This window comes from Endozoicomonas sp. ALB115 (assembly GCF_049310245.1).
Taxonomy (GTDB): domain Bacteria; phylum Pseudomonadota; class Gammaproteobacteria; order Pseudomonadales; family Endozoicomonadaceae; genus Endozoicomonas.
Genome location: NZ_JBLYZG010000028.1, coordinates 46,590 through 68,312, shown reverse-complemented (window position 1 = coordinate 68,312; position 21,723 = coordinate 46,590). Strand labels below are relative to the sequence as shown.

15 protein-coding genes are annotated in these 21,723 nt (G+C 53.2%); 3 read left to right on the top strand and 12 right to left on the bottom strand.

From position 1 onward, the window contains the following. Nucleotides 1–313: 313 nt before the first annotated feature. The 4 genes from ACO6VE_RS13765 to ACO6VE_RS13750 form a co-directional block, all read right to left on the bottom strand. Complete coding sequence (locus tag ACO6VE_RS13765) at nucleotides 314–760, bottom strand: hypothetical protein (RefSeq protein WP_422461825.1); 447 nt, start codon at nucleotides 758–760, stop codon at nucleotides 314–316. 60 nt (nucleotides 761–820) lie between these two features. Beyond that, nucleotides 821–1,411, bottom strand: coding sequence for a pyridoxamine 5'-phosphate oxidase family protein (locus tag ACO6VE_RS13760; RefSeq protein WP_422461823.1), 591 nt, complete (start codon nucleotides 1,409–1,411; stop codon nucleotides 821–823). Between the two features lie 119 nt (nucleotides 1,412–1,530). Next, nucleotides 1,531–2,322 (bottom strand): PhzF family phenazine biosynthesis protein, encoded by a 792-nt coding sequence (locus tag ACO6VE_RS13755; RefSeq protein WP_422461821.1) that lies wholly within the window; start codon nucleotides 2,320–2,322, stop codon nucleotides 1,531–1,533. 532 nt (nucleotides 2,323–2,854) lie between these two features. After that, entirely contained in the window at nucleotides 2,855–3,262 is a 408-nt protein-coding gene (locus tag ACO6VE_RS13750; RefSeq protein ID WP_422461819.1) for an NINE protein, read from the bottom strand. A gap of 345 nt (nucleotides 3,263–3,607) precedes the next feature. Between ACO6VE_RS13750 and ACO6VE_RS13745 the strand changes: the two genes are divergently transcribed. Continuing rightward, on the top strand, nucleotides 3,608–3,772 hold the full coding sequence (locus tag ACO6VE_RS13745) for a hypothetical protein (RefSeq protein WP_422450698.1): 165 nt from the start codon (nucleotides 3,608–3,610) through the stop codon (nucleotides 3,770–3,772). On the opposite strand, the gene ACO6VE_RS13740 is transcribed toward ACO6VE_RS13745, so the two are convergent. The 7 genes from ACO6VE_RS13740 to ACO6VE_RS13710 form a co-directional block, all read right to left on the bottom strand. Continuing rightward, nucleotides 3,766–6,972, bottom strand: coding sequence for an LPD38 domain-containing protein (locus tag ACO6VE_RS13740; RefSeq protein ID WP_422461817.1), 3,207 nt, complete (start codon nucleotides 6,970–6,972; stop codon nucleotides 3,766–3,768). The two genes, ACO6VE_RS13745 and ACO6VE_RS13740, sit on opposite strands and share 7 nt — an antisense overlap. A 421-nt stretch (nucleotides 6,973–7,393) precedes the next feature. After that, nucleotides 7,394–13,867 (bottom strand): JAB domain-containing protein, encoded by a 6,474-nt coding sequence (locus tag ACO6VE_RS13735; RefSeq protein WP_422461815.1) that lies wholly within the window; start codon nucleotides 13,865–13,867, stop codon nucleotides 7,394–7,396. Further along, nucleotides 13,755–15,581, bottom strand: a complete 1,827-nt coding sequence (locus tag ACO6VE_RS13730; RefSeq protein ID WP_422461813.1) for a hypothetical protein — start codon at nucleotides 15,579–15,581, stop codon at nucleotides 13,755–13,757. The genes ACO6VE_RS13735 and ACO6VE_RS13730 overlap by 113 nt, the downstream gene beginning before the upstream one ends. Nucleotides 15,582–15,633: 52 nt before the next feature. After that, on the bottom strand, nucleotides 15,634–16,707 hold the full coding sequence (locus tag ACO6VE_RS13725) for a hypothetical protein (protein WP_422461811.1): 1,074 nt from the start codon (nucleotides 16,705–16,707) through the stop codon (nucleotides 15,634–15,636). 16 nt (nucleotides 16,708–16,723) lie between these two features. Continuing rightward, on the bottom strand, nucleotides 16,724–17,623 hold the full coding sequence (locus tag ACO6VE_RS13720) for a hypothetical protein (RefSeq protein WP_422461809.1): 900 nt from the start codon (nucleotides 17,621–17,623) through the stop codon (nucleotides 16,724–16,726). Between the two features lie 14 nt (nucleotides 17,624–17,637). After that, entirely contained in the window at nucleotides 17,638–18,411 is a 774-nt protein-coding gene (locus tag ACO6VE_RS13715; RefSeq protein ID WP_422461808.1) for a hypothetical protein, read from the bottom strand. Between the two features lie 82 nt (nucleotides 18,412–18,493). After that, nucleotides 18,494–19,510, bottom strand: a complete 1,017-nt coding sequence (locus ACO6VE_RS13710; protein ID WP_422461806.1) for a hypothetical protein — start codon at nucleotides 19,508–19,510, stop codon at nucleotides 18,494–18,496. A 59-nt stretch (nucleotides 19,511–19,569) separates the two neighbouring features. Between ACO6VE_RS13710 and ACO6VE_RS13705 the strand changes: the two genes are divergently transcribed. Together ACO6VE_RS13705 and ACO6VE_RS13700 are read left to right on the top strand one after the other, a co-directional pair. Next, nucleotides 19,570–19,827, top strand: a complete 258-nt coding sequence (locus ACO6VE_RS13705; RefSeq protein ID WP_269671985.1) for a type II toxin-antitoxin system Phd/YefM family antitoxin — start codon at nucleotides 19,570–19,572, stop codon at nucleotides 19,825–19,827. Beyond that, nucleotides 19,817–20,086 (top strand): Txe/YoeB family addiction module toxin, encoded by a 270-nt coding sequence (locus ACO6VE_RS13700; protein WP_269671986.1) that lies wholly within the window; start codon nucleotides 19,817–19,819, stop codon nucleotides 20,084–20,086. Before ACO6VE_RS13705 ends, ACO6VE_RS13700 begins: the two co-directional genes overlap by 11 nt. Here the strand turns inward: ACO6VE_RS13700 and ACO6VE_RS13695 are convergent. After that, entirely contained in the window at nucleotides 20,083–21,723 is a 1,641-nt protein-coding gene (locus ACO6VE_RS13695) for a hypothetical protein (protein WP_422461804.1), read from the bottom strand. The two genes, ACO6VE_RS13700 and ACO6VE_RS13695, sit on opposite strands and share 4 nt — an antisense overlap.

Here is a 21,723-nt window from a genome sequence, read left to right as displayed (position 1 = left end):
GACTCACCGTACCTGGCGACAGAATCTTTGACCAGCTTTGAACCATGATCTACTAAATTGCGTACTTGAACCGGCTAATCTGGCAAGCGCAGGGTCGCGGGGTCCAGGGTCGCGGGGTCAGATGGGTCGCGGGGTCATGGTCGCGGGGTCACATGGTCGCGGGGTCAGGTCTTGAACCTTGATCGGGCCATCGAAACTAATGTCAAGAATCAAGACCTGACCCCATTTTTTTTTGAACCGCCCGGTGCGGACCCGCATGCCGGGTGCTGTGGGGAGGGTTGGAGAAAGACCGGCCCTTACCCGATTTATACGGCTACTGCTGATAAATTGGGGAGTAATCAAGATTAATTTTGTTAAGATCTGTATTTATCTTCTCAAAGTCTTCAGGTGTTACTATAACTTCTCGTTTAGGTTGATAGATCAACTCTGGCTGTAACTTTTTTAAGATTTCTGAGTAATCTTTCGTATTCGTGTCTTTTTGTGATGATTTAGTTAAATCAGTAATCCTATTCTGATATGAAATAATTTCATATTCTCTGGCAATTAATTTTTCATTGATTATCTTTAATTCATTTTTTATTCTTAAAATTTCATTTTTTTCTGCACTGACTTTTACTTTTTCGCTTTCGATTTTTATCTTTGCATCTGCATACTCAATAGATATGTTATTTGACTTTACTGCCAAATAAGATGTCAAACACGTGATGATTAGCATACAAAGACAAGTTACGTACCAAAAAGGTTTGGGAATATGTTCCATTATAATCCTCGAATTTTGTTATTTTCGCGCCGTATAACGCCTGCATAAGCGGCGGCGCGTCTAGCGCCGTCCGCTGGATGCTCTTGTTATGCCTGTTGAAGTTTTACTCAATTCTTTAATGTTTGTTGGTTTCCCGTCAAGGCTAGTTTGATTTCTATCATTCCAATATTCTTCAATGCCTTCTTGACCTTTATTCGTCGCCCACTTTAAAAGTGTTTTTCTATCTTGTTGATATTCATAAAGTGGTACAGAAAAACCACAAGACGATTGAACTAACTCTATGTTGAGAATGAAAAGTTGTCTTGCACCAATCGGTGAAGAGAATAGCTCAAGATATTCAGACCATTTCGAATTACCTTTGTGCAGGACTTCTGCTTTCCCATAAAGCCTCAGAATCTCAGGTTTTCCTGTGAACGCACAAAACATGATTGTCATTCTCGGGAGTTCTTGCACATGAGCAGAAGTTTCATTTCCACTCCCAGTCAAGTTCAACCACAAGACAGTTTTTTCATCGAGAACACGAAAAGAATCCATCCCTTTTGGTGAGATATTCACTTTTCCAGTACTTGCCGCTGTGCCAACAAAAAACATCTTTTGATCTGATATAAATTTTTTCTGTTCAATTGACAACTTTTCAAATTGCTTTCCCATAATTAATACCGATCAATTTTGAATATATTTTGATGTGTGCACCAAGGGCATAACGCCTGCATAAGCGGGTGCGCGGCTAGCGCCGTCCGCTGGATGCTCTTGTTATGTGGCCGATGCGCTCAGATGCTGATGAAACCTTCGAGATAATGCACAGCTTTACCTGATATATAAACCCTATCTTCAGTTACGCGACAAGATACAACACCACCACGCTTTGATGCTTGATATGCAAGAAGTTGTGTTTTACCAAGCTGCTCTGACCAGTATGGGGCAAGACCAGTGTGGATTGACCCTGTAACTGGATCTTCATCGCCACCGTTTGCAGGCCAGAAATACCTTGATACAAAATCATACTCCTTTCCAGGAGCCGTAACTACAACATCGTATGGAGCGAGCTGTTCAAGTTTTTCTTTGTTTTGGGCTACATTGCGAACATCACTTTCATTCTCATAGACAGCAAAATATGCTTGACCGTTTAACAATACTTTTGACGGTTTGATCGATAATCCGTTAAGTAGCTCTGCTGGAACATTCTCAGGGATAGATGGTTTTCTGTTTGGGAAATTCATCTGAATATAACCATCGTCCGTTTTTGTGATGATCATTTTTCCAATTGCTTCAGCTGAAAATATTATCTCAGTGATTTCTGGATTGTCACTGAAAATAACTGAGGCTGATGCAAGCGTTGCATGACCACAAAAGTCAATTTCTGTAATCGGAGAGAACCACCGAATAGCGTAGCTTTCATCGCCTGCTTTAACCAAATATGCTGTTTCTGACAGATTATTCTCTGTGGCAATCGATTGCATCAACTGTTCAGATAGCCACTTTTCAGAGATGATGACAGCAGCTGAATTTCCTTTAAATCTTTCTTCTGCAAAAGCATCAACAATATTTATTCTTAACTTCATGTTTTTACTCTGGTGTTGACTTAGGCCACATAACAGTCGTTTACACCCGACCTTCACCACCCCTTGGTAACATTTTGATTTTAAACGATTAAAAATCGTGCCAACCATATATTCGAATAGAATATATGCTTCAAAATCAAATGATTACGTTATTTTGGTGGTGAAAGTGGGTTACACGAATCAGTTTCGCATAACATACTGTAGATTCGATATACGTACCAGCCGATACCCCCCCATACAGCGGGACTTACATAACGTTCTGCATTCTATAGGCTATATCTTCTGATTCGTATTTTGTAATTCGTATATTTTTCGGTCAAGCAACCCGTGTGATTAAAGATTGCTTTATTTTCATTCAAAACAACAGATTAACCATTCAGTTGATTTTCTGTATATACGAACTAACTTTTACTGCAGAAACCGCAGAAACCGCAGAAACCGCAGAAACCGGGGTCGAGTCTTGAATCTTGAACGAATCCAAGGTTAAAAACCTACCTCTAAATTCTTGCCCTAAAATTTTCAACCCACTTTTTCAGTTTTGTGATGCAGAATTATTCGCACTGTTTTTAATTGAGACTTGGTCGTTTAACGTCCAAAAATCGTAAATAACACCAAGGCCAACAAAGCCAATGGTAAACAAATACAAAATTCCGGATATCCATTTCCCCAGGTACATACGGTGGACGCCGAATACACCAAGGAATGCCAGCAATATCCATGTAACAGAGTAATCATACTGGCCACTATGGAAACGAAAATCCGCTTCCCGATCCATTGCAGGGATGAGGAAAAGATCGATCAGCCAGCCTATGCCAAAGAGACCAAGGGTGAACAACCAGATAGTCCCTGTTACCGGTTTGCCATAATAAAAGCGGTGAGCGCCAAGAAAACCGAAAATCCAAAGTACATAACCGATAACTTTACTATGGGTGTCGTTCATTTTAATTACCTGAACCATTGGGAAAACGGTGGGGTCTTGGTTTTTACACACTACATTTTCTTGACCAGAAAAAATCGGCTTTATGCTTGTCCTACCCAATGCCTTAAATCAAAAAAACATTGCAACACTTTCCTGATCCGCAACGACGCTACCGCCCATCCAGACATTTTCAGGAATAGTCGGGTAACGCTTTTTTGAAAGACACTCAATGTCTAGTTGCATAGGCATAAAATAGTACCATCGAACAGTTTACAGTGGTATTTGTTTGGCAGGATGCAGCCGATGCCCATATTTTACACTTCTTACACGGCCAATAATTACAATTACAATAAATGGACGTATATTATGAACAAAAGGAACATTTGGCTCGCCAAGGTCTCTCAGCTGGTTTCTCTCCTCTTTCATGTTCTGCAGCTCTCACGGGATGAGTCTGAGGCGGTGATGACCTCCGTCAAAGGTACTCGCGATCAGGCATCCGAAGAGCAGGAGAAAAAACAGGCTGATCAGTGAAAGGGTTGCTGGTAACGCTTTACCGCATTTATTGATAACTGGTTGATCCGCTCGTGCAGAGTATTCAGTTGTTGCCGTTTAGTTTCAGAGTTCATCGACCGGTCTTCCATCACCCGGCGCACTTCTTTTCTCAGCTTGTTTATCTCCCGACTCGCCTTCTGGAGTCCTGCCTTATGCTTCAGCTTTGCGGCGGCAGACTGCTCCTGATCTTTGGCTCGTTGGACTTTGCCGGATTCCTGGTAGCGTTTGATGCTGTTGGCGATCTCGTTAATGTCCACCGTCATCTCGTGCAGTTCATCGGTGTAACGGTTACGGTTGGTCACCTTGTCTCGCACAAAGCTGCCCAGTAATGGGTTGTCTTGCAGAGTGGGTGTTGGTTTGTCGGCGGCACCCGTTGCTTTTCGGGTCATGGCATCGGCGGCCATCAGGGTATAACTGCCCAGCGACCCGAAATAGCCCCTGATCAGATGCTCCAGCTTTTTGGGGGAACGCATCCAGTCCGGCGCTTCTTCTGGTATCCACTGCACCAGCTCTTTCAGGGTGTCGCTGGTGTAAGGATCGTACTGTGCCTCTGGCTTCAGGTCCTGCAAGCGCATGGGGAGAATGGGCCGGTCACGGAAGCGGTCCCGGTTTTCGGACACTTCCCAGATTGGCTTGATGATTTGCGGGATGGGGTCAAGATTAAAGATATTCATCACCAGCCCGTACATCATATCCCTGGTCCACTTCATATCCTCATGGCCATCCAGGCTCTGGGTGATAATCTCCGGCAGGGTGGCAAAGATGGCGCCCACTTCGAAGGGCTTGGGTATCCGGTAATGGCCCTCCTTGCCTTCTCCGATCCAGAAGTGGTGATACCCCAGCTTGTCATCATTGGTCAGTTCTTTGTATCGGTCATCGTCCTCGTAGTGTTTCATCAATGCCCAGGCGGCCATGCCGTAAAGGAGGCCACGGAAAATCACCGAACCGGAAAAGGACGACAAATCCCAGGTATTACCCGGCTTGATGCCCCGCCACAGCCGGTTAACTCCCCGCCACAGCCGGTTAACTCCCTGCAACAGAGAGTTAAAAAACGGAATGGAGTTCACCATAAACCGGATCAATGGCCACTGGCCGCTGCGGGTGAAGTTCAATACATCCAGAGACTGGAAGGCTGCTTCGGCAGTGGAACCGCCCTGTTCGATGGCACGCTCATAGACGTGCAACCGGTTGGCGTTTTCAAAACGGGAACCGAACCCTTTCCACAAATCCCACAACTGTCCGGGGCGGTTAATGATTCGCTTCCGCTCTTCCGGTGACAGTTTTTTGCGGACATTATCCGAATTGATGGTGTAATAGCCGCTGCCGCTCATGCCGCCACCCATGGCCAGCGCCCAACGGGTTTCATCTTCCTTTAATGACTTTCGGAAACCTCTGACCGCACCGGCCACCGGATTCAGCTTCAATGGTTTGTCGTTTACCTCCGGGGCAATATGCACCGCCGTGGACAGGGTATCCCTGAACAGGTTGCGCAGCCAAAAATCCGGCAGTGAGGTTACCCCTGTGGTGAGCACCTTGCGAGGGAACCCAATCAGCTTCTCAAAGGCGTTATGGGCCGGTGCGCCCAGATCCTGAATGGCGGCATACAACAGTGGGTCTTTGGTCTGATAATATTCCAGCTTACCGTTAACCGATACGCTGACCACGCCATTGCCCGGTTCCACATAGGCGCTTAACAGGGCCTTCCAGCGACGCATTTGGGTCGGTGTCAGGTTGGTATCCAGCTCCATATCCCGCAGTCGTTCAACCACTTCCTGATCAGTCATGGTGAAAGCAGCTTCCACCTTTTCCAACGCACCCAGGCGCACCCCATCCTCCACAATGCGCTGTTGGGCAATGTTCTTGAAAGCGGCATCGATCATCGCCCGGGTATTGCGAACCATCGCTTCCAGTGGTGCGATCTTTTCGACGCCACCGGTGAGTTTCCGGATTCCTGACTTCTGACCGGATAATCCTCTTTTGATGCGACCTCCATCCTGCTCCTTCGCTTCCAGGTCATGTACCCGATGGAAGGGCAGGTAGTCGTCGGTTTCAAACAGTTTGCGAACGTCCTTATTCAGCAGACCGGCAGCCTCCATAAAGTCCAGCAGGTCTTTATTGTGAGCCTGATAGCTGTCTTTTACTTTATTGAACCGGGCTTTCAGCTGCGGCTGAGTGTCTACCCAGTTCTGGATGGTTTTTATCTTCTGTTCGTCGTACAGATTCTCCCTGCTCTGCTGATTCAGATCCTTACCCAGTTTCAGGTCTTTCTCCATCTGCTTGCGATCACGGTTCCAGGCAGAGCGCCCTCCTTGATACTCATCGGGAGCAATCGCATCCAGAGTCTCTTTCATGGCCTGCCCCCGGATCAGCAACTGATTGCCTTTGGCCCTGGCGGCCTTGTCTTCATCGATAATCCGCCTCGCCCGGATACTGCCTGCCCAGACCTCCTGGGTTTCCAGTTCGCCCCGCTCGGCCACCGGGGTAAACACCTCCACAATCCCCTGGCTGTTGGGCTTTATTATCACACTGCCGTCTTTCAGCATCGGCGTGCCTTTAAACAGCACCGCTTCTGTGACACTGTCCGAGTTCCGGCTCAGGTACGCTGCTTTGCTGGCGGACAGGGCAGCATCCAGCAACTTGCCATCATTCAACTGTTTTTCATTGTGCTCAACAATGGCAAAACGGTTCAATATTCCCTGATTGGCTTCTACCTGCCACCGCTGGATATGTTCAACCAGGGTGCGGGAATCCCACTGCTCTTTTAGCCGGTCCAGCTTACTTTTTGGATTGATACCGCCATGGATATCTTTGATCACTGACAGCACATCGTCGGGTATATCTTTCAGGGCATAGCGGGGGGAGTTGTCGGGCTTCTGATCTTTTTGTCCCAGTCGCGCTCCCAGCGCTTGGTGGGATTTCCCCCATCCCTGGGGGTCATCTTTCAGGGAAAAGAGCGGCTGGCCATCCTTCAGTACCGAGTCGCGCATTTTGTCGGTGACGGTCACGGACCACACCTTGTCCTGCTTATTATCATAGGGATACTTTTCCTGATGGAACGCCATCTCAATGGGTTCCAGCTTCGCTCCCCATTTCCTGGTGTATTTCTTCATGTAATTGGCAAGGCGCTTGTCGTAGAACTCACGCATACCCTTGCCATCCTTACCCACCACTTCATTCATACCTTCCAGGGTGAACTCTTCGCTATGCTCGGCAAATACCGTCTGATCAATCTGGTGAATCGCCTCAGCTTCGGAGTTGAAATACAGAAACTCATCATCCTGGGTGTATAGGGCATCGCCATTGGCAGCCCGAAGAAACCAGCGTTTCTGCTCATCGTCAACATCCTGCTCTGCTAACCACTGGCTGCGCTCCTGTTTCAGCGTTTCATAAACGTCTCTGGTTTTCTCCCGGGCCAGTTCCGCCAGACGATGCCCGATATAAGTAGTTAACCAAATGAAATCATATATTTCTGGCTAAGTGGGCAGTCACTCTGCGGCGTTGCAACTCCGGTCACATAGCTACGGCTATGCTCCCTACGTTGCGCCTTGCATAGTAACTGCCCACTTAGCCAGAAATATACGATTCCATTTGGCCAACTACTTAGTCTGCCAGTGACGACTCGGGTGCCACCATACTGCGGGTGACTCCATTGCGGTCTTTGGCTTCCAGCTCAAAACCTTGCACGACGCCTTCTTTATTCAGCCGGGGATATACCCGCAATTCCCGAACCACCTGACCCAGACCGGGATACCGTTCCACCTGTTGCATGGCACTGGTCCAGGCGATCCGGTCAAAGCCTTGTTCAGCAGCATGGCGGATCATCCGTTTCATAATCAGGTTGGGCCAGTTCTCTTTCAGCGGAGCGTCGGGCACCATACGGTGAATATTGGGTGCCTTGCCGCTATGGAGAGACTGGAGTTCTTGCTCCAGCGCTTTCAGTTCATCCAGTAACCGGGCCTTGCGATGGGTCAGTTCCTCAATGGTGCTGATGGTCTGATCGATTTCGGTTTGCAGTGTTTCCCTGAGTTCTTCATCACCCCAGTCATTCCAGCCTTCTTCATCCGACAGCCGTTCGTACAGTTCATCCCGTTTGTCTTTGGCCTGGTAAAGCCGGGTGACCACGGCCTGTTCTTCATCGGTCTTTTTGGCCTTCTCTTTTTTCAATTCTGCGATCCGGTTCCCATGTTGCTGATGTTGCCTCGCAGCTTCCGGAGTCTGATAGCCGATAGCCCGCCCGTCCTGATGCCAGTCGCTTTGCACCTCATCAATAAACAGGATCTTCTCGTTTCGCCCATGAATATTTTGATTAAACGACTGAAATCGTACATGAGCCAGCGGGTTCCGGTTTCTCTGGTCAGGGTCTGAGGGAATAATCGTGCGGTTGTCTTCCAGGGTAAGAATCAGTTCGGAGTAGTCTTCCCCTCCGGCCATGGTGTACTCCCGGTAACGGACACCGGCCTCATCACGAAGCTCAGCCTCCAGATCATCCCGGGCATCACTTTCCCGCTCATCTTCCCAGACGGCCAGTGCCGCTTCTTCTTTTTCCTGATAGCTGACGTGATCGGTGACCAGCTCTTTGCTGTCGGTATTTTCGATGCTGTTATTGGCTCTCCAGGTGGCTTCTTCATGGAGAGCAGATGCAATAAGATTGCCGTCCTCATCCAGCAGGCTTTCTATCTCATGGTCGTCCAGGGCTTCGTGCTCGTAGCGATCTTTCAGTTCGTCATAGTTGTATTCATATTCGCTGTCCCATAGCACCTCCCTGGCAGTGTTCAGGGCGTTTTCTATTTCATCCAGATGGTAACCGTGCTCATAATCGCCGATACGCTCATTAATAAACCGTCGACGCATATCATCCAGACGCTCTTCCAGCTCTTCTTCATTGGCTGCGGTATTTGAAGTCGCCAGGTCTTCTGCGATGCTGACCTCATTCTCGCGGATAAACGACAGTACATCAGATTTACTGAGCTTTTCTCCTTGCTTGCTATCGAGCCATAGATCCAGACCCAGCCATCTGATCTCCTCATCCTGAACAAAGTCGCCTTTCTTGATGGCATTCAGCCAGCTCTGGGCAGGCAGCTTGTCCGACTTCACTGCGGCGGCACTGCGCTCTACGGCAGAGTAAAAAGTGGGCGCACGGCCAGCATCGTTATAGCGGTTGCCTTTCGGACCGTTGGGATTAAAGCTGCCATTTCGCTTCAGATGCCCACGGGCAGCACTGAGCAGCTCCACTGCATCGGCATCGGTCCACTTGATGTTGGGGAACAACCGGCGCAGGGCATTGCGGATCATGCTGACCACTTTGGTCAACAGGCCGTTTTTCGGGTCTTTCTCCGCCAGGTGTGCCAGGTATTCCTCGGCAACGATCCGGTTGGCTTCCACTTCGCTCTTGCCTTCCATCTGCCGGGCGTAGCGTTTGGCCAGTGCCTGCTTCAGCCGGTCGCTCATATCCCGGTGGATTTCATCGAGCACGGTATCCAGCCGCTTGCCCAGCAAACCACGGACGCCTTTATGGCCTACCAGTTCATGGAGGACGGTACGGGTTGCCTCGCCCACATTGTCCAGGTTGGCAGCGATCAGGTAGGTATCGCCCGAGTCCGGGTCAAACAGGCCCCGCACCCGGCCTTGTGCCTTGTCGCTGATGACTGTCTGGTAAAGGTGTGAGGGCAGTTCGGTTTCAGACTGCAATACATGGATGGCCTGACCCAGTTTCTGCTCCAGCGGCTTCAGCTTCAGCCGCAGTGGGCCGGACTGGATGCCTTTGGCGTTGGTGTCTTTGCGCAGGGCGTAGAAGGAGCCTCCCTCGTTCAGGTCGGGGAAGCCTTGTTCAGCGGCTGACTGGTAATCACCCTCCTTGCCGGTAAAGTGATCCAGCACATTAATCCGGTCGCCCCGGTTGAAAAAGTTGATCAGGTTCCGGGTGCCTTTCATGGCCAGTGGTGAACCACTGCTTTTCAGGATGACCGACGAACTGTTAGTGCTGTCCAGTGCCGTCATAATCCGGGCAGCCGCCGGGTTATCCGTAGGGTGTCTCAGGGTCTTCAGGTCGCTGTCCGACAATGGCAGGACGCCAGTGACATTGTATTTGCTGTCCAGCAACACCACGGCATTGCCACTGATCGTATCCAGAAAGGGTCGCACCGTTTCCGGTGAGCTGAAATTGATGTGAGGCCGGTTAAAGCGCAGTCGCCGTTCGGTAATCGGGAATGCTTGATTGCGCGCCATGCGCTTAGGTGCCACCGTTCCCGTCTGCACCGTGCCATCGGCATCCATAATCCTGGCGTGGCCGGTGATACCCACCACAGCATGACCCATATTTATTATGCCACTGCCGTCCAGCACCTCGTTCAGGCTGTGGGTAATATGCACATCGGAGGTACTTGGCTCAGGATCACCGGACGGATGGTTATGGGCAAACCAGACGCTTTTGGCATCCGGTGTGGCAACCACTGCACCGGCCAGTGTCCAGGGTGACACGGAGGCAGAGGCTTTCTGCCCTTTGCTGTGCTTGATGACATTAATTACCTTGTCGTTGCCATCAAGCACAATGGCGTACATTTCCTCCTGCGCCAGCTTGCGGATCGGGGCGATAAAGTGGGCAAGGTCGTTGTGGGTGTGGATGGTGTCGGTGCCTGCCCTTATGGTGCCGGTTTCAACGTGCTTAACCAGAACACGCTGGTTCTCGATGATTTGCTGCTTGCGTTCTTCACCGGACAGATCAGGGGAGGCGAACAGGTCTTTCTGACCGGCGTCTTCCAGATTCGATTTTTTGCCACGGCGCTTACGTTCTTCTACTCCGCTTTGTTGTTCGTTTTCTCCGGCTCGGTATCTGCCCCCTGGTTCATCAATTTGTCGAAGTCGGATTGTGCCTTCAGTATCTTGTCCCTTGCTGCCTGCATCTGCTTCTTCTGCTCTGGAGTCAACAGATGCCCGTAGCGCAGATCGGATTTTGCCCAGGTTTCCAAGCAACTCTGCCGCGCTCTCTTTGCCTCCGAATTTGTCAGGGTCATTCTCTATTTCCTCTTTCAGTTGTTTCAGGTTTTTATCATGGGGGTCTGCTGTGGCAGCCTTCATTAACTTGCTGGTGACATTGCCATGGAAGCAACCCATTCCTCCGTATTTGTCGCAAGAGGTACAGTTAAAGTTTTTCTTTGGCTCGGTAGGGTGCTTGATCTTTTTCCAGCCGCCATCAATAGGGCAGACCCTTTTCATTGCGTCCAGCCCCAGCATACGGCGCAGGGTGGCCTTATCGCCCAACACTTTTTGCCCGTGTTTAATGGGCAGTATTACCAGTATCCGGTCAAGGTTAGACCGTACAAAGTCGATACCGTTCTGCTGGCCGTCAAATACCACTGCCAGTTCCAGGTCAGGATGTTGTGCTGCCAGTTCAAAATTGCTGTTATCCACCGACAGGGCTCGCCAGTTCACCTCTGGCACCTGCTTCAGAAAGTCCGGGTTCTTGCTGAATATCTGGAGGCGAATACCTTCCTTGTTCATCTCTTTGATAAAGGGCAGCCACGCCATGGAGCCATCGCCCATATCAAACATTCGCAGGGCTTTATTCTGATAATACTCAGCAGTGGCCTTGTAATTGTTTGAGGCAATATTGGCAGCTCTTACCGGGTCGGTCTCTACGGCCCAATTCACCAGCTCCGACTTGATCAGCGGGTTACTGAATCGGTAATTACCCTTGGTAGCGTAGCAGAATGAGGCGCAGTCACGGCTAGGCAGGCAATCCACAAAACTGCCGTTAATGCTGTTTTCTGGCTTCCCGGCATGACCTAACAGGTCTTCCCTATGTAGATAGCGCCATAGTCCAACTTCACCCCCCTCTTTTAAATCCTTGAGCATTGAGGCGTTGTTTTTTTCCGACAACAGCGACCGGTAATCCACCTCCCGCCCAACCACCAGATCATCAATGGTCTGACGGATCAATATGGACTGCACGGTCTTCCTTGCCCACGGCGTATCGGCCAGCTTCTTCAGCCGCGCGACAATACCGGCCTTATCCTCCCGTCCATCCAGATACCGCTTGACGGCCGCCCGTTCTGCACCGCCCAGACTCTTGATCCCAGGCACCGAGTAGTGGGGCGCATTGCGGGAATTGTATTTACCGCCTTCTTCCTCAATCCCCGCAAAGTCATCATCCATCCATTCATCGCTGTCCAGCGTACCATCGTCAACGGCATCCAGCAGGTCGTCTACTTCATCCCTTTGGGCTTCTCTGGCAGACTCAGTTGCTCGCCCTGTGGATTCTCCCGGTTCACCTTTCCCGTTGCTGCCTTCAGCATCTTGAACAGGTCCGGTTTGCCGGGTCGTTTTCGGGTCCTTGATCGGAGTGCTCTTGTCGCCATACTCTCTCTCCAGTTGTTGGTTGGTCTGGTCGATCAGATCATTCAGCGTAGCCTCTTCGCTGCCAAACATATCCCCACCGGCCTGCCCCTGCTTCTGGAGGTACTGCTCAATCTGGCTGGCCAGCTCAGAGAGTGCCTGCCCCACCTGCTTTGACTTGTTCAGGTTGGCATCGAGCCAGCGGGCGAACAGTTCCGTTTCCGGGCTAAAACTTTCCAGCAGGGAACGCTGGTCCAGAATCTCGCCCACCGACTGGCCACGGTTGCGACTGTCTTGCAGAATCCTGCTGGCTTCCACCAAGGATTCGATCACGCCATAGTTACCGAGCTCAGGATCTATACCTTTGGCCCTGGCAAAGTGCGGTGCTGCCATAGCCAGCGACTTGATCAGGTTCTTCAGGTCCGGTTTGTCGTCCTCGGCAAACAGGCTGCTCAACCGTTCATCATCGTAGGCTTTCATAAACAGGGCCGACTCTACCCGGTCGCGCATCTGTTTATTCCAGTGACCCTCTCTGGTCTTCAGCTCTGCGGATTCATCACCGAGCCGGTCAGCGAACCGGGCAAGAAAGGTGTCATTGCTGCGGTGCAGCAAGTCGCCCGTGCCATCGGTATCGAAGTGGTTAAGGTCTTCCTGGGTAATACGGCTGGCGTCCAGCTTGGCTTTTTCCGCCGGAGACATCGTAGCGGTTTCGGGCTTATTGGCCTCCTTGGTAAAGGATACCCGGTCTTCGGTATCGAGCTTGCCCTGACGTTGGCGCACCAGTACCGGTTCTTTGAAGCCGTCAATAGCCTCCGGCTTCAGGCCAAAGGCCTCGGCGTTGTCCTTCAGGTACTGGCGGTAGGCTTCAGCCCGGTCCCCATAAAGGCGGTATGCCTTGCGGATCGCAGATACCCGGCCATTGCCGCTTTCCACCACCCGGTCACTGCCGATGATCGGCGCGCCACTGCTGGCCAGCGGGTTAGCGCCGAGCTTCTTCGGGTTCAGCTTGCTGGCAATACCCCGGATCTGGGTTTCACTGGCCTGCCTTGCCCGGTCCCTGGGTTGCAGTTCTGCCGGGTAGTCCGGGTTGACCCTGCCGGTGTCGTTGTGGCTGGTGATCAGGTCGGACTGCTCATAGAGGGCATACTGTGTGCTGACTTCCCGTTCATCGGCCATCACCGTTTCGTCGGCCTTGCCCAGTACCGGCTTTTTTCCAGAGGGTGTCCCCGACTTCTGCTGCGGAGTGAGTCGCATCCCTTCCTGCCGCTGGCGAGCCTCGATGGCCTGCACTTCCCGTTCAAAACGGATACCTTCCCCGCTTTCTACCATGGCCTTCAGGTTGGCCAGTGCCTCTTGCATGGAGGTCGGCGTAAAGCCCCGGCCACCTTTACGGGCTTTCATTTCCAGATTGCGCTGGTTCTCGATCAGTCTGCGGACGCGGCGCTTCTTGCCGGTATCCCCTTTGCGCCAGTTGAACGAACGGAACAGCCGGTTCAGGCTGTTCATCCGTTCGGTGTAGCTGGTCAGGTCCTGATCGGGGTTGCCGGTATACTCCGGGGAGCCAGGGTGCTGGCCGGGGGCCTTGTCGATCTGATCACGGCGGCGCTGCTGGCTGTCCTGCTGTACGGCTTCAGCATCGGCAGACACGGTGCCATGGCGGTTGCCGGTAAAGTCGGTGGGCGAATAGCCCAGTTGCTGCGGTGGCTGTTGTGCGGGTTGTGGTGCCGGTTGGGTAGGGCGCATTGGTCTGCTGCTCAAAGCCAGGGCCGGTAAAGGTGGTTTCGCCTCGCTGGGCCGGACTGTTGGGTTCGACATAAATGGCGTTTTCCGTTCCAAGCAACGGTGGCTGCTGCTCTTGTTGTGGCTGACTCTGACGGGATTGCCTGCGTCCATAGGCTGGCTGGTCGTAATGACTAAAGTCCTGCGGCCCTGCATTCGGGTTGTCGGACACACCGCCACCACCGGGAGGATCATTCGGGTTATGGTCATCCCACCCTGTAGGAACTTCCATTTTCGGATCGGGCGGGTGGTACTGCCCGGTCAATGGGTCGGTATAGCCTTCGTGATGATCTGCCCAGCCTTCCGGTGCGGCCTGTGCTTCGGCTTCGGCCTGCGGCACCTGTTCGCCATGATGCTGCAACCAGCTCTCCAGATTGGCAATGGCCATCGAGTTCTGCCGCAGTTGCTCTGCCAGCATGGTCTGGTCGGCGCTGGGCTCCTGCATCTGGTCTTGCAGGGTCTGGTTCTGACTCATTAAGTCGTTCAGTTTTTCCTGAGTGGCACTGACCTGTTCCGGGTTCCGTACCCGGCCAAGGCCACCCACCAGGCCACCCACCGGACCACCGATGACCATACCGGTCACGGCCTGCCCCAGGGCATTATCGGTCAGGCCGACATTCTGACCGGCCTGCTGCTGGCCATAGTTCTCGGCCATCTGCTGGCCGTAGCCTTCACCGAACTCCTGGGTTCCTTCAGTCAGCAACCCTTTCAGGGCATTGGTGCCACGGGTGCCAGCGTTTTTCAGGATAATGTTTTCCAGGGCAGGCCCACCGATGCCCATGGACAATGCCCCAACCCCTGCGCCCGGCAGGAAAGCAGCCTGTGCCGCTTCTTCGGCCAGCAGTGCCTTGGCTTGCTCAAAGGGCTCACGGGTATCGCCGCCCCCGGCCTGTTCATAGGTCTGCTGATAAAGTTCCTGGAACCGGGGATTGTCTTTCAGGTCCTCATAGCCGAGATTCAGGATGGTATTTTTTGCGCCTTCTGCCGCCGAGCCACCGATCATGGCACCGCCGGTCAGTCCATAGCCGGTATGATTGCCTACCTTGTCGATGGTATTGGCGAGTCCCTGTACGCCACGGGCTTCGGCCAGTGTTCCCACGCTGGCGGCCCTGCCTGCACCGGCGGTCAGTGCCTTGTTGCCGACACCGGCCAGCGCCTTGCCTCCCAGACTCAAGCCCCGGCCTACGGCACCACCGGGGATCATGGAAGGGATCAGGGAACCCAGACCGGAGACAATACCCAGACCGGCACCGGCCCACGTACTCTGGTCACTGAAACCAAAACGGCCATCGGGTTGGGTGCCAATATTAAAGCCCTGCAACGCCTGACTGGCAGAGGGAGACATATCATCAATCTGCTGCTCGGCCTTTTTGCGCAACCAGTTAGCCGGGGCATTCTGACCATTGCCACCAAACACCCGGTCAACACCGGACACCAGATCGGCAGAGCCCTGATAAGCACCGTGCAAAAAGGCATCGCCCATATCACCGAGCACACCGCTGTCCGGGTTGCCCCGTGGCCTGGTGCGCTGGTTAAACTGGAGGTAGGCGTCTACGTAGTGTTCATCCGGTACATGGGGGGCAATATGCTGCTGCCAGTACTGCTGGCGCTGTTGCTCCCGTTCGGCGTCATTGGCCTGCTGGTAGGCGGGCGTCGCAATAAAATCGTGCCAGTTCATAGGGTCGTCCGTGACAGTGGTCGGTGGTCGGTGATCGGTGATCGGTGGTCAGTTAGCGACCATAAACGGGGTTGAAGTCGAGGAAAGTGCCGGGAGCCCTGCGCATGGGATAGGAGCCGGGGTTATGGCCATAACCCCGTTTTGGAACAGAGGTTGATGGTACGCCAGAAGGTGGCGGCGGTGCTCCAACCAGTTCATCAATGACATCCTGATAGGTTTTTTCTTTGGGAGCCGCCTCTGTCTCCCTGGGACCAAACAGGTCAAAGTCCGGGTTATCGTTCTGGTATTGCGTTGGTCCATTCTGATAACCGGGGTTGCTGGGCTGGTAGGGCTTCATCAACTGGTCCAGTGCGGCTCGCACGGCTGGGGGTTTGAGCATGGACAGTTCTTCCGGTTTCAGGTTCTGATCGGCCAGTGACTGGGTAGCCATGGCTTCGGCCATGGGCATAAGCTGCTCCATCAATTTCCCGACATCGCTGCCGCCCTTGTTGCCGGGGTCGTAGGTCTGCTGCCGTTGACCGGCAAAGTTGTTCAGGTTGGACAGGGAGCTGAGATAGAACTGCTTGACCGGATCACCGTTGTCACTGAGCAGGCTGACCAGCGGGTCTTCGTTGCGGTCGCTGTGGTTCATTTGGATGGAGGATACGTTACCGGCCTTAATACCGGGGTGCTGGTTGATAAAATTAATAGCATCCTCTGCATCCCGTGGGTCCTGCCCCTGATGGTACTTTTGCAGCATCCGGTTCAGCTTACCGGCATCCTGCGTCAGCGGGCTGACCACCGTTTCCTTTCTCTCCATGGGCATACCATAACCGGTCTGACTGCCTTGCGGTGCTGGCGGCATGGGTGACTGCCTGCCGGTCTGACCGATCCCGTACTGCCGGTTGACCAGTTCATCGTGCTGCTGCTGGCGGTCATAGAACAGGTCGGTATCGTTCTTGTCGATGGATTGCTGGGTCAATGCCTGTTGCTGTTCTTGCCCATTGTATTCCTGCTGTCGCCTGGCTAGATCGCCAAGGCGCTGGTTGATGGCGTGCTGTTCTTCAGCGTAACCGGGCATTTTGGTGCCATGGCCCAGTGACTCGAATTTGTTCTGATAGACTCTGCCATCCGATCCGATATACATGGTGTTCCTCCGTGAATTAATACTCGTATCCAAACGACTCGCTGTAATTCCATTTGCCGTTATTGTCGTATTTCTGTACCAACCCGTTCTGCCACCGCTGCTGCGCCTGGTTGAATGCCTGGTTGAATGCCTGGTTCTGCGCCGCCAGTTTCATCTCGTCCTGCTTAAATCCGTAACCAAGGTCGTACTGACGGGCCGCTTCGTTAAGCTGGTCATACTTGATCTTGTTATCCGTGAACATATCCGCTGCCAGCTTGTAGACACTGGTGGCACTGCTGACCCCATCGGTGGCGGTCCTGGCGGTGTCCAGTCCCAGTTCTGCCACGTCCAGGTTACGATTCCAGCTTTCCTCCCTGGCGGTGTCCCGCACCTGGTTCTGGATAGCCGACAACCCGGCAGCCTTATGAAGGGCATTACTGGTACCAAACCCGGCAAACCGTGCTGAATTGGGGTTTACGCCCATCCGGCGCATATCCCGTTCATACTCGGCCTGTTGCAGGTCGGCGTTGGCCTGATAGTCGCTACTGGCTTCCCCCAACCGGCTCTGGAGCTGGGCATTGGATACCGTCGCGTTGTCCCCCAGGTACTGGAAATTGGTCTGGTAGTTGTCGAACACATCAAACAGCTTGTCACCGTATTCCTTGAGAGTGTCTGCTGCATCAGTTGCAGCGTCGATATTCAGTTGATACTTGCCGTCCTGATCATCGTAGGCATAGCGGGGGGCGATGTCGGGCATTCCCGGTTGGGCATTGCCTCCTTGCCCAAAGTGACGGCTGCCGGAGCCCAGGGAAAACGTGTTGAAACTCCCCATCTGATCCAGACTTTTCTGGTAGGCGTTGTTGCCGGTCAGTCCGTAACTGTTGCCTGAGTCAGGCATCCCTACACGGGTGAAGCCTTGTGATCGTGATATGCCCATGATTATTCTCCTGTTTATTCGCCGGTAGCGGTCCAGTGGATAATGGCATCTGAAATGCTGGCATCGGTGGCACCAAGGTCATAAGCCGTGGTGTCCCAGTAGAAGGTGTTGTTGGAGGTGGTTTTTTCGTAAGTGTTGTAGCCACCTACATCGTCAGGGATGCGCACTCTCGCCCGACCTTTGGCAATATCGTTTCCCCAGACCTTACTTTCATAGAGATAGAGGTTTCTGATCTCCAGTCGTATATCCACCCTGGCGAAAAACAGGATTTTGGTGATTTCCCAGCCAGTCAGTGCCGGGTTATTGATCGCAATATTATGGCGTACTGTCTGTGCAGAACCGTTGGGACTGAGCGTTTTCTGCCAGTCGTTGCCTACCCAATCCTCATTTTTGTAGTCGTAGGTGACTTCACCACTGTTGAAGGTGCCCTCACGGTCTTCAGCAAAAAATTGCACACCCACGTCATAATTTCCCTGGGTCAGGGTCTGGCTGATTTCGAGGTCATGAGTAGTGAACTGGTCAATGTCCACGGTGACCGACTCGCCATCAATCCAGTCCCTGTTGTCCGGGCGATACTTCAGGGTCATGGTGACTTTACGGTTCTGCCAGGTGCCGCCACTGCCAGTGGACCGACTGCTGGCAACACGCCCTTTCACCGTCACCTTTTTTACCTGATCAGTGTCGTAAGCAAACCATTGCGCGTTGTTGCCAGCTCCCTGATAAATTTTGCCGTTGGCCTCGGTCTTGCTGCCATCGGCCAGCAGCAGTCGGGCATAGGGAAAAAACACCCACGCACCTTCAATAAGGCCATAGGGCTGGGGAGTGGTGTGGTAGAGTTCCAGCCGCTGGGACTGGTCAGGATAATCAGCGTTACAGACGGTAATGTCGCGGGGATAAGAGGTTAATGGTGGGCTGGATTTTAAAATACGCGGGAACGATCACTGCCTGACCATTTCTGCCGACGCCGCTTTCCGTCCGGCGCACCTCTTTATACCGAACGTGACCGGCCCTGGCGGTGTAGATATAGGACTCGATTCGGCCTTGTTTCAGCACCAGATAGTCGTTAGTGGCGATACCGCCACTGCCGGTAATCACCATCTGGCCAAACCCATCGCTGCCGGTACTCAGCTCTATAGAGCCTTGGCCAACCGTCAGTGCCGTGCCGTTTTGCAATTCACCGGACTGAAGCTGGCTGATATTTACCGACCCGTTCACCGCCAGATAGCCGTTAAAGATCAGCACATACTCCGGCTCTGCTTCGGTGCCGATATTGCGCACCGAAAATGGCTGTTCTGAAAGCTCCGGGCTTTCCAGCATCAGATCGGTCAGATTAATAATGGCCGTTCCCTGCCCTGCTGTTCCGGCCAGTGCGTTAAAACCGCCCACCTGGCCGCCACTGTTGACGTGGCGCACCCAGTAATAGTGCAGGGTGGTGTTGCCGGTGACATCGGTATAGCGGCTGCCATTGGCTTCATGGACCAGAGAAGCCTGTGCCCGGTCATCTATCTGTGCTCGCCACACTTCGGTGTGGCTATGACCGTTGTAGGCCGGGGCATCCCATTGCAGGATTACGGCACCAAAAATGCCGTTGGTGGACAGGCCCATGGCAGCGGTGGGTGCATCCGGCGCTGTTACGCCACTATCTCCATCACCCTCTACCGGGACCGTGATTTCTGGCTGAACCGGTTTCAGGGTATCAGTAATGGAACCCACGGCAGAGGCAGGCAAACTTAACCGCTGGCCTATTTCTTTGGCCAGTCCCAGCTCAGCCAGCTCGCTGTGCAGCACTGCCTTGTCTCCGGCATTGCCGCTGCGACCGGCCAGGCGGTTCAGGAACTCACGCACGTAGCGGTCTACGCTGGTCGGCAGCACGGGAAATTTGGCCATAGAGAATACTCTGTCTATACTTGTCCAACTAATTGAACAATTAACACAATGGATAAACCATGAAAGTCGTGTCCTATTCCGAAGCCCGGAACAATCTGAAATCCGTTCTTGATCAGGTGGCAGAGGATGCCAGTGAAACCCTGATTCATCGCCGTGACGGTCAGGATGCTGTTGTAATGTCGCTGGACAGCTACAACAGCCTGATGGAAACCCTGCACCTGATGTCATCCCCGGCCAACGCCCAACACCTGAACGACTCCATTGAGCAGATCAGGACCGGGCAGGTCATGGAACGGGGATTGCTGGATGACCGATAAGCACCGACTGCTTTGCTGGTCACACAATGCCTGGAACGATTACCTGTACTGGCAGGAGCAGGACCGGAAAACCCTGAAGCGCATCAATAAACTAATAACCGAGTGTCTGCGCGACCCATTTAAGGGTATTGGCAAACCCGAGCCGCTGAAAGGTAACTGGCAGGGGTTCTGGTCACGGCGGATCAGCGATGAACACCGGCTGGTTTATCAGGCCACAGATGCCCGACTGATCATTGCTGCCTGCCGGTTTCACTACTAAAGCTCTGCCATTGAGCTGGCCACAATCAGGGCAGTCACCGTATCGGTCCCTGCCAACTCAAACTGCCAGCGACTGCCCCGGCCTGCGGGTAACCGGAAGCCCCGGTCAGACGTGACCGGCAGTTCCAGAATTTGCTGTTCATCCCGAAACACCCGAAACACCAGATCGGTATAACTGTCGGCCATGATCCTTGCCGAACTGAACAGGGCAGGCTTACCCTGGAACACCTTGCTGCGCCACCGATAGGGCATCAGCGCAGCGCCTTTGTCCCACGCTTTGATGGTATTGCCAATGGCCAGATACAGGCTGTCGTCCTGAAGATCACGGTAACAGGCATCAGCGTATGTGCCGAGCTCGGTAAAGGTGCCGCTGTCTGGGCTAAAGATAAAGCCGCCCTTTTCGTCAGCAGAGTCAGCACTGTCCCCATAAAAACCAAAGTACCGGCCATCATGGAAGCAGGCATGGATAGTCTGTGGCTTGAACCGTTGCCGCCAGTCTTCCGGGTTGATGATATTGCGGGTCATCAACTCTGCCCGGCCGCCAGCGATCCGCACCAGACCATCGGGGGAGGCATACAGGGCCATATCCCCCATATCCACCATGCTGCGTTTGCTGATGCAGGCGTGTGCCGTATCAAGCCGTTCCAGGGTCATGGCACTGGGTTCTGTGCCAAAGGCCACATAGGGATAACCGTCCGTGACAATGATCACACTGTTGGCGGCCACTGCCAGTGACTGAATGTCATACTCCACCGCCAGCCGGTAGGCTGCTGGCCATGCGTACAAATGGTAAGGCTCACTGAACATCAGCTCCTTGCCAGAGAACCCTGCCGCCACGCCACCGGGCAGCACCACCATGCCTTGCAGGTTGTTGGGTGGCGCTATCCAGCCGATGGTTTTCAGGATGCCGCCCCGTTGGTCCAACGGCGTTTGATCCACCACAGTGGTGACACCTACGGGGGTATCGGTGGCCACTGTTCCGGCGTTGTTGATCTGGGTGCAAAGCTGATACACGCCGATCTGGGTGCTGGTGTAAATCCGGTAATGGGTGATATTCAGGTCCACGGCACCGGGACCGGCACCCACGGTAATATCCACCGTTTCACCGGGCTTCACCACAATCTCACCGGAGGGCAGCGATGGCGGCCCTTCCCGTCCGTTTTCGTCCACCCAGGTGTAGGTATAGAAACGGGTTTCGGCATCCACTTCTTCAGCATCGTCCAGCGCTGTACCACTGAGCGTCACCACGGGGGCCACGTCCGGTTCCGGCAGTCCAAGCTGATGATCATTGACCGGATAGTCACTGCCACCACTCAGGGCCAGGCCGTTATCGGTGTAGCGGGGCCCTTTCACCGTGCCGGTGTAGTAAACCCGGTTATTAGGATCGTCGGCCACCGGGGAACGGATCACGTCCACGTCCGTGGTCCAGTCAAACCAGTACCGGCTGCCTTCGTTGCGATAGAGGTAGATGGACTGCGGCGTTGCGTTCAGGGCCTGTTCATCGGCAGGAGCGTAGTAGGCTCGCAAGCTGCCATTGGTCAACCGACAGTCAATGGCGGCCTCTGCCTGGGTGTCTTCAAGCAGATGGCTGTCGAGCCAGGGGACCTCGCCGGTAAAAGAAGTGATGTCCAGTTTCAT